The sequence below is a fragment of the Micromonospora sp. CMU55-4 genome, from assembly GCF_011602315.1.
In the GTDB taxonomy this organism is placed as follows: domain Bacteria; phylum Actinomycetota; class Actinomycetes; order Mycobacteriales; family Micromonosporaceae; genus Micromonospora; species Micromonospora chalcea.
The window spans coordinates 1-10,370 of record NZ_JAAOLH010000034.1 but is presented as its reverse complement, the minus strand read 5'-3'; the positions used below and the strand labels follow the sequence as shown (position 1 = coordinate 10,370).

Sequence of the window (10,370 nt, the reverse complement as noted above, 5' to 3'; positions counted from 1 at the left end):
ACCGTCGTCGTCGGGCAGCACGTCGGCGGTCATCGCGGTCAGGACGCTCTGCGGCCCGACCTCCAGGAACGTGTCCACACCGGCAGCCCGCAGAGCGGCGATCCCGTCGGCGAACCGCACCGCCTCGCGCACATGCCGCACCCAATACTCCGGCGTGCAGATCTCATCGCCGGCCAGGGCACCCGTCACGTTCGACACGACCGGCAGCAGCGGCGTGGCAAACGTGAGGCCGTGCAGGACCGCGCGGAACTCGGCCAGCATCGGCGCCATCAACGGACTGTGGAACGCATGGCTCACCGTCAGCCGACGGGTCCGCACGCCCCGCTCCCGCCAGACCCGCTCCACCTCGTCCAGGGCCTCGACGGCACCGGAGACGACGACGGCGGCAGGCCCGTTGACGGCCGCGATACCGACCCGGCCGGTCAGCCCGACGATCGACTCCGCCACCGCAGCCTCGTCGGCGGCCACGGCCAGCATCCCGCCACCGGCCGGCAGCGCCTGCATCAACCGACCCCGCGCGGCCACGAGAACGCACGCGTCGGCCAGGGACAACACCCCGGCCACATACGCCGCCGTCACCTCACCGATCGAATGACCAGCCACCACATCGGGCACGATCCCGAACGACTCCACCAGACGGAACAACGCCACCTCGACCGCGAACAACCCGGCCTGCGTGAACACCGTCTGGTCCAGCAACTCCGCCTCAGCGGAACCCTCCGACGCGAACAGCACGTCCTTGAGCGGACGCGGCAACAACGGATCGAGGTGCCCACACACCTCGTCCAACGCGGCGGCGAACACCGGGAACCCGGCGTACAACTCCCGGCCCATCCCGGCGCGCTGCGCGCCCTGGCCGGAGAAGAGCAGCGCGATCTGGCCGCGCTGGCCGGTGGCGCCGGAGACGACCGTACCGGTGGGGTCGCCGTCGGCGAGGGCGGTCAACGCCGCGACCAGGTCGTCCCGGTCGGCGGCGGTGACGACCGCCCGGTGTTCCAGCGCGGGCCGGGTGGTGACGGAGGACCAGGCCACGTCCAGCGGACGCGGGGCCTCGTCGGCGGTCAGCCAGCGCGCCCACCGGCCCGCCTGCGCCGACAGCGCGGCGGCGTCGCGGGCCGACAGCAGCACCGGCACGACCGGCGGCACGTCGCGGGCGACGACCTCACCCTCGATCGTCTCAGCGGGCGGCTGCTCGATGATCACATGCGCGTTCGTGCCGGAGATCCCGAACGACGACACCGCCGCCCGACGCGGCCGGTCCACCGCCGGCCACGGGGTGGGCTCGGTGGCCAGGGCCACCGCCCCCGCCGACCAGTCGACATGCGGCGACGCCTCGTCCACATGCAACGTCGCCGGCACCAGACCGTGCCGCATCGCCATGACCATCTTGATCACACCAGCCACACCGGCCGCGGCCTGCGTGTGCCCGATGTTCGACTTCACCGACCCGAGCAGCAGCGGCCGATCCTGCGGACGCTCCTGCCCGTACGTCGCCAGCAGAGCCTGCGCCTCGATCGGGTCACCCAGCGTCGTACCCGTGCCGTGCGCCTCCACCACGTCCACATCGGCGGTGGTGAGCCGGGCGTTCGCCAGCGCCTGCCGGATCACCCGCTGCTGCGACGGACCGTTCGGCGCCGTCAAGCCGTTCGACGCACCGTCCTGGTTCACGGCCGTGCCCCGCACCACCGCCAGCACGCGGTGCCCGTTGCGCCGCGCGTCCGACAGCCGCTCCACGAGCAGCACGCCGACGCCCTCGGACCAGCCGGTGCCGTCGGCGGACGCCGCGAACGACTTGCAGCGACCATCCTGCGACAGTCCGCGCTGACGGGAGAACTCGATGAACGTCCCCGGCGTCGCCATCACCGTCACACCACCGGCCAACGCCAGATCACACTCGCCGGAACGCAACGCCTGCGCGGCGAGGTGCAGCGCGACGAGGCTGGAAGAACAAGCGGTGTCGACGGTGACCGCCGGGCCCTCCAACCCGAAGGTGTAGGCGACCCGACCGGACAGCACGCTGCCCGACGTGCCCGTGCCGACGAAGCCCTCGGCGTCCGGCGGCAGGTCCATCAGGCGGGAGGCGTAGTCGTGGTACATGACACCGGCGAACACACCCGTCCGGCTGCCCCGCAACCGCTGCGGATCAAGCCCCGCCGACTCGAACGACTCCCACGACGCCTCCAGCAGCAACCGCTGCTGCGGATCCATCGCCAGGGCCTCGCGCGGCGAGATACCGAAGAAACCCGGGTCGAACTCCGCCGCCCCGTACAGGAAACCACCATGGCGCGTGTACGACGTACCGCTGTGCTCCGGGTCCGGGTCGAACAGGCTCTCCAGGTCCCAGCCGCGATCGGTGGGGAACTCCGAGATCCCGTCGCCGCCGCCGGCCAGCAACGCCCACAGCTGGTCCGGACTGTCGACGCCACCGGGGTAGCGGCAGGCCATGCCCACGATCGCGATCGGCTCGTCGGTACCGGCGGTGAGCACCGCCGTCTGGCGGGCGGTGATCTGCCCGGAGACCTGCTCGTGCAGGTGGTCGGCGAGCACGGCCGGGGTCGGATAGTCGAACACCAGCGTCGAGGCCAGCCGCAGCCCGGTGGCCGCGTTCAACCGGTTACGCAGGTCCACCGCCGTCAGCGAGTCGAAGCCCAGCTCCCGGAACGCCCGGTCCGCCGGCACCGACTCCGCACCACCGTGCCCCAACACCTGCGCGACCAGACCCCGCACCAGCACGTCGATCTGGGCGCGCGCCTCGTCGGGCGCGAGGCCCGCGAGCTGGTTGGCCCAGTCGCCGCTCCGCGCGGCCCGTCGCCGGGACGCCGTCGACCCGATCAGGGTACGCAGCACGGCCGGCGCCGGGCCGGCGCCGAGCGCTGCGCGCATCGCCGGTACGTCGATCACAGCCGGCACCAACGCCGGCCGCTCCGCCACCAGGGCGGCGTCGAAGAGTTCCAGCCCGATCTCGGCGCTCATCGGTGTCAGACCCGCCCGCGCGGACCGCGCCCGGTCCGCCTCGTCGATCGAGGCGGCCATGCCGGCCGTGTCCCACATCCCCCACGCCAGACTCACCGCAGGCAACCCGAGCTGCCGCCGGTGGACCGCCAACCCGTCCAGGAACGCGTTGCCCGCCGCATACGCCGACTGACCCGGCGAACCCAACACACCAGCAACCGACGAGAACACCACGAACAGATCCAGATCCAGACCCGCCGTCGCCTCATGCAGGAACCAACCCGCCGACACCTTCGGCGCCAACACCCCCGCCAGCCGCTCCGCCGTCAGCCCCTCCACGACACCGTCATCCAACACACCAGCGGTGTGCACCACACCCGCCAGCCGACCCCCGGCAACGACCTCCGCCACCAGACCGAACACCTGGTCCCGGTCCGTCACGTCACAGGCAACGACCCGCACCGACGCACCCAGCGCCGACAGCCGCTCCGACAGCTCGCCCGCACCGGCGGCTTCCGGACCACGCCGCGACACCAGCACCAGCGACCGCACACCATGCGCCGACACCAGATGCTCCGCCACCAACGCCCCGAGCGCACCCGTACCACCGGTCACCAGCACCGCACCCTCACCCACGACCGGCGTCTCCACCGACACCGGGGCGACCGCACGCACCAGACGCGGCACGAACACCTCACCCGCACGCACCGCGACCTGACCACCGAACGCCACCGGCTCGTCGGCCACCGTGGTCAGCACACCCAGCAGCCCGGCGTCCACGTCGCCGTCCACGTCCGCCAGCACGATGCGGCCCGGGTGCTCCGACTGCGCCGAACGCAGCAGACCCCACACCGCCGCACCTGCCAGGTCGGACACCCGATCGTCCGCCGCCACCGACACCGCGCCCCGGGTCACCACCACCAGCCGCGACTCCGCCAGCGCGTCCGCCGCCAGCCAGGACCGCACGGTCGCCAGCACGGCCGTGGTCGCCGCGCGTACCGCGTCGGGGACGGCGCTCTCCGGCGCGTCGAGCGGCAGCAGCAGCGCCCTCGGTGCGACCGTCCGGCCGGCGTCGACCGCCGCGACGAGCGCCTCGACGTCGCCGTACGCCGGCAGGTCGGCGGTTGCCGGCGAGCCGACCAGCGCCCACCCGGAGAGGTCCCCGGTGGCGGCGATCTCCTCGGCCTGCCAGGTGAGTTCGAACATCGCGCGGGCTGCCGCGCCCGCCGTGGTCACGCCGGTCAGCTCGCGCAGGGCGAGGGAGTCGACCGAGACCACGGCCGCGCCCGACTCGTCGCACGCGACCAGACGCACCGCCGAGCCCGTACGCGACAGCCGCACCCGCAGCACCCGCGCGCCCGAGGCATACACCTGCACACCCTCGAACGCGAACGGCACCTGCGGCCCACCCGAATCCTCCGCACCCACCAGCAGTCCGATCGGATGCAGCGCCGCATCCAGCAGTGCCGGGTGCACACCGAAGCGCGTTGCCTCCGTCGCCACCTCATCCGGCAACGCCACCTCGGCGAACACCTCGTCGCCGCCCGTCCACACCCGGCGCAGCCCCCGGAACACCGGCCCGTACGCCAGGCCACGCTCCGCAAGCACCGGATACCAGCCCGCCACGTCCACCTCGGACGCACCGACCGGCGGCCACTCCCCCACGCCCGGCTCGTCGGCCGACGCCGGCTCCAGCACGCCCTCCGCATGCCGCACCCAGTCAGCCTCCGGATCACCCTCGGACTGCGAGTGCACCGCCACGACCCGGGTGCCGGTCTCGTCGGCCGCGCCGACGCGTACCTGCACCCGCACCGCGCCGGACTCCGGCAGCACCAGCGGCGCGGCCACGGTCAACTCCCGCACCCGCGACGCACCCACCTCGTCACCCGCCCGCACGGCCAGTTCCACCAGCGCGGTGCCCGGCACCACCACGGCGCCGGAGACGATGTGGTCGGCGAGCCACGCGTGCGTCGACGTCGAGAGCCGGCCGGTCAGCACCACCATGTCCTCGCCGGCCACGGAGACCGCCGCGCCGAGCAGCGGGTGCCCGGCGACGCCGAGGCCCGCCCCGGACACGTCGGCGGTACGCGTCTGGCCCGCGCCGAGCCAGTACCGCTGGTGCTGGAAGGCGTACGTGGGCAGGTCGACCCGGGCGGCGCCGGCGTCGGTGAACCACTGCGTCCAGGTCACCGGGACACCGTGGACGTGCAGGTCGGCGAGGGCGTGCAGCAGCGCCTGCGGGGCGGGCCGGTCCCGACGCTGGACGGCCACCGCCAGCGCGTCCTCGGCGAGCAGGTCGGCGTTCATCGCGGTCAGGACGCTCTGCGGGCCGACCTCCAGGAACGTGTCCACACCGGCAGCCCGCAGAGCGGCGATGCCGTCGGCGTAGCGGACGGCCTCCCGCACGTGCCGCACCCAGTACTCGGCGCGGGTGATCTCCTGCGGGTCGGCGAGCGCGCCGGTCAGGTTCGACACCACCGGCAGCAGCGGCGCCCGGAACGCCAGCCCCGCCAGGACGGCGCGGAACTCGTCGAGCATCGGCTCCATCAGCGGGCTGTGGAACGCATGGCTCACCGTCAGGCGGCGAGTGCGCACGCCCCGGTCGCGCCAGACCCGCTCCACCTCGTCCAGGGCCTCGACGGCACCGGAGACGACGACGGCGGTGGGCCCGTTGACGGCCGCGACACCGACCCGGTCGGTCATCCCGGCGAGAGACTCCGCCACCGCAGCCTCGTCGGCGGCCACGGCCAGCATGCCGCCGCCCGTCGGCAGCGCCTGCATCAACCGACCCCGCGCGGCCACGAGAACGCACGCGTCGGCCAGGGACAACACCCCGGCCACGTACGCGGCGGTCACCTCACCGATCGAGTGACCAGCCACCACGTCGGGCACGACCCCGAACGACTCCACCAGACGGAACAACGCCACCTCGACCGCGAACAACCCGGCCTGCGTGAACACCGTCTGATCCAGCAACCCCGCCTCAGCGGACCCCGACGACGCGAACAGCACCTCCCGCAACGGACGCGGCAACAACGGATCGAGGTGTCCACACACCTCGTCCAACGCGGTCGCGAACACGGGGAACAGGGCGGACAACTCCCGGCCCATCCCCGCACGCTGCGCACCCTGGCCGGAGAAGAGCACGGCCAGCTGCGTACGCATCGTGCCGGTCCCCGTTGCCACGGCGGCGGCCGGCTCACCGGCGGCGAGCGCCCGCAGCCCGGCCAGCAGTTCGTCCCGGCCCGTCGCGGTGACCACCGCACGGTGCTCCAGCACGGCCCGGCTGACTGTCGACGACCAGCCGACGTCGGCGGGGCGCAGTTTCTCGTCGTCGGCGATCCAGCGGGCCCAGCGGTCGGCCTGCGCCGCGACGGCGGCCTCGGAGCGGGCCGAGAGCAGCACGGGCGTCGGCAGCGACCCGGCGGCGGGCGTCGGCGCGTGCTCGCCCCGGGTGGGCTCCGCTTCGGCGGGGGGCTGCTCGATGATCACGTGCGCGTTGGTGCCGCTGACGCCGAACGACGAGATCGCGGCGCGACGGGGCCGCCCCGCCGCGGGCCAGTCGCGGGCCTCGGTGAGCAGGGAGACCGCCCCGGCGCTCCACTCGATGTGCGGGGACGGCTCGTCGACGTGCAGCGTCGACGGCAGCACCCCGTGCCGCATCGCCATGATCATCTTGATGATGCCGGCCGCCCCGGCGGCGGCCTGGGTGTGGCCGATGTTCGACTTGATCGAGCCCAGCCACAGCGGCCGGTCGGCGGGCCGGTCCTGCCCGTACGTCGCCAACAACGCCTGCGCCTCGATCGGGTCACCCAGCGTCGTGCCGGTGCCGTGCGCCTCGACGACGTCCACGTCGGCCGTGGTGAGCCGGGCGTTCGCCAGGGCCTGCCGGATGACCCGCTGCTGCGACGGACCGTTGGGGGCCGTCAGCCCGTTCGACGCACCGTCCTGGTTCACGGCGCTGCCCCGTACCACCGCCAGGATCCGCCGGCCCTCCCGCTGCGCGTCGGAGAGTCGTTGCACCAGCAGCACGCCGACGCCCTCGGACCAGCCCGTGCCGTCGGCCGACGCCGCGAACGACTTGCAGCGACCGTCCTGCGACAGGCCCCGCTGGCGGGAGAACTCGATGAACGTGCCCGGCGTCGCCATCACCGTCACGCCACCGGCCAGGGCGAGATCGCACTCGCCGCCGCGCAGTGCCTGCACCGCGAGGTGCAACGCGACCAGCGACGACGAGCACGCCGTGTCGACAGTGACCGCCGGGCCTTCCAGGCCGAACGTGTACGCGACCCGGCCGGACAGCACGCTGCCGGAGGTGCCGGTGCCGAGGTAGCCGCCCACGCCCTCGGGCAGGTCCTGCACGCCGGAGGCGTAGTCGTGGTACATGAGCCCGGCGAAGACGCCGGTCCGGCTGCCACGTAGCCGCGACGGGTCGAGGCCGGCCGACTCGAACGTCTCCCAGGACGCCTCCAGCAGCAGTCGCTGCTGCGGGTCCATGGCGATCGCCTCGCGCGGCGAGATGCCGAAGAAGTCCGGGTCGAACTCGGCGGCCCCGTACAGGAAGCCACCGTGGCGGGTGTACGACGTCCCGGGGTTGTCCGGGTCGGGGTGGAAGAGCCGGTCGAGGTCCCAGCCCCGGTCGGTGGGGAACTCGCCGATACCGTCGGCGCCGGCGGCGACCAGGTCCCACAGCTGCTGCGGGTTCGTCACGCCGCCCGGGTAGCGGCAGGCCATGCCCACGATGGCGATCGGCTCGTCGACGTTTGTCGCCCGCACGGCCCGCTGCTGCTCGGCGACCTGGCCGGACAGCTGCTCGTACAGGTGCTCCGACAGGGCAGCGGGGGTCGGGTAGTCGAAGACGAGCGTCGACGTGAGCCGCAGTCCGCTCGCGCTGTTGATCCGGTTGCGCAGCTCGACGGCGGTCAGCGAGTCGAAGCCCAGTTCCCGGAACGCCCGGTCCGCCGGCACCGCCTCGGCGCCGCCGTGGCCAAGCACCTGCGCGATCATCCCGCGCACCAGCAGGGCCACCTGCGTACGCGCCTCCTGCGGGTCGAGGCCGGCCAGCCGGTCGGCCCACGCGCCGGTGCCGGAGCGGCGACGCTTCGCGGCCGGTCCCACCAGGCCCCGCAGCATCACCGGCACCCGGCCGGCGGCGGTCCGTGCCCGCATGGCGGGCAGGTCGACAACGGCCGGCACCAGCGCCGCGCCGCCGTGGGTCAGGGCGGCGTCCCACAGCCCGAGCCCGACCGGGGCGGTCATCGGGACCAGACCGGCCCGGGTCACCCGCGCCCGGTCGGTGTCGTTGATCGACGCGGCCATGCCGTCGGTGTCCCACATGCCCCACGCGAGGCTGACGGCGGGCAGCCCGCGCTGCGCCCGCAGCACGGCGAGGGCGTCCAGGAAGGCGTTGCCGGCCGCGTACGCGGCCTGGCCGGGAGAGCCGAGCACCCCGGCGACGGAGGAGAAGAGCACGAACAGGTCGAGGTCCAGCTCGGCAGTCGCCTCGTGCAGCCACCAGCCCGCCGTGACCTTCGGGGCCAGCACGTCCGCCAGCCGGTCGGCGGTGATCCCGCTGACGATGCCGTCGTCGAGGACGCCGGCGGTGTGGACCACCCCGGCCAGGCGGTCGTCGGCGGTGATGGACCGGACCAGCTCGCCGACGCGCTCACGGTCGGTCACGTCCGTGGCGACCACGCGGGCGGTCGCGCCCAGCGCGGCCAGCCGCCGCACCAGCTCGTCGGCTCCGGGGGCCGCCGGGCCCTGCCGGGACGCCAGCACCAGCGAACGCACGCCGTAGGCGGTGACGAGGTGCTCGGACACCAGGGCGCCCAGCGATCCGGTGCCGCCGGTGACGAGGACGGTTCCCCCGCCGAGGGTCGCCGGGGTCCGCGCGGCGCCCGTGGCGCGGACCAGCCGCGGCAGGTACGCCGTACCCGAACGCACCGCGACCTGCCCGCCGAGGTCGGGGTCGTCGGCGGCTGCGGCGAGCAGGGCCAGCAGGTCGGCGTCCAGGTCGGCGCCGGGTTCCAGGTCGGCCAGCACGAGCCGGCCGGGGTGCTCCGACTGGGCCGAGCGCAGCAGGCCCCAGACCGCCGCCCCCGCCAGGTCGCTCACGCGGTCGTCGGCGCCGGTGGTCACGGCGCCGCGGGTCACGACGACCAGCCGCGAGTCCGCCAGCGGCTCGGCCGCCAGCCACGCCTGCACCACGCCGAGGACGTCCGTCGTGGCGGAGCGCACCGCGTCGGGCACGTCCGTCCCGGAGGTCGCCGGGGTGACGGGTAGCAGCAGCGCCGCCGGGGCGGTGCCGTCCGTCGCCGCCGTGATCAGAGCGGCGACGTCGGCGTACGCCGGGAGCTGCGGCGCGCCGTCGAGCGGGCGGTCACCGAGCACGGCCCAGCCGTACGCGCCGTCGGGCGCGGCGATCTGCTCGGGCTGCCAGGAGACCTCGAACAGGGATCGGTACGCCTCGTCCGGCGCGGCCGCCAGGCCGGTCATCTCGCGCAGTGCCAGCGAGTCCACCGACACCACGGGCACGCCCGTCTCGTCGGCGGCGACCAGCCGCACCGAGTTGCCGGAGGCGGTGAGGCGGACCCGGAGCGTCCGGGCGCCGACGGCGTGGACCTGCACACCCTCGAACGCGAACGGCACCCGGGGACCGCCGCCCGACTGGTCGGCGGGCAGCAGCCCGACGGGGTGCAGGGCGGCGTCCAGCAACGCCGGGTGCACCCCGAAGCCCGCCGGGTCACCGGTGACCTCGTCGGGGAGGGCGACCTCGGCGAACACCTCGCCGTCGGCGGTCCATGCCCGGCGCAGGCCCCGGAAGACCGGCCCGTACGCGAGCCCGTGCTCGGCGACCGTCGCGTACCAGCCGGTGACGTCCACCTCGGACGCGCCGGGTGGCGGCCAGGCGCCCGGGGTGGGCTCGTCGGCAGTGGGGACGCCGACGAGGCCGTCGGCGTGCCGGGTCCAGCCCGACTCGGAGTCGTCCTCGGGCTGGGAGTGCACGGTCACCGAGCGGCTGCCGGTCCCATCGACGGGACCGACCCGGACCTGGACCCGTACCCCGCCGCCGGTGGCGGGCAGCACGAGCGGGGCGAGGACGGTCAGCTCGCGGACGCGGGACGCGCCGACCTCGTCGCCCGCGCGGACGACGAGGTCCACCAGCGCGGTGCCCGGCACCACCACGGCGCCGGAGACGATGTGGTCGGCGAGCCACGGGTGCGTCGACACCGACAGCCGGCCGGTCAGCACCACCATGTCCTCGCCGGCGACCGACACCGCCGCGCCGAGCAGCGGGTGCCGCGCCACGCCGAGGCCGGCCCCGGAGACGTCGGCGGACTGGCCGGTGGGCGGCAGCCAGTACCGCTCCCGCTGGAAGGCGTACGTGGGCAGGTCGACTCGCCGTGCGCCGGTGTCGG

At 74.5% G+C, this 10,370-nt stretch carries 1 protein-coding gene; it reads right to left on the bottom strand.

Going from position 1 to position 10,370, the window contains the following annotated elements; translation table 11 throughout:
- The coding region (locus tag HA073_RS30035) for a type I polyketide synthase (protein ID WP_166457851.1) at nucleotides 1-10,370 on the bottom strand (10,370 nt) is incomplete at both ends.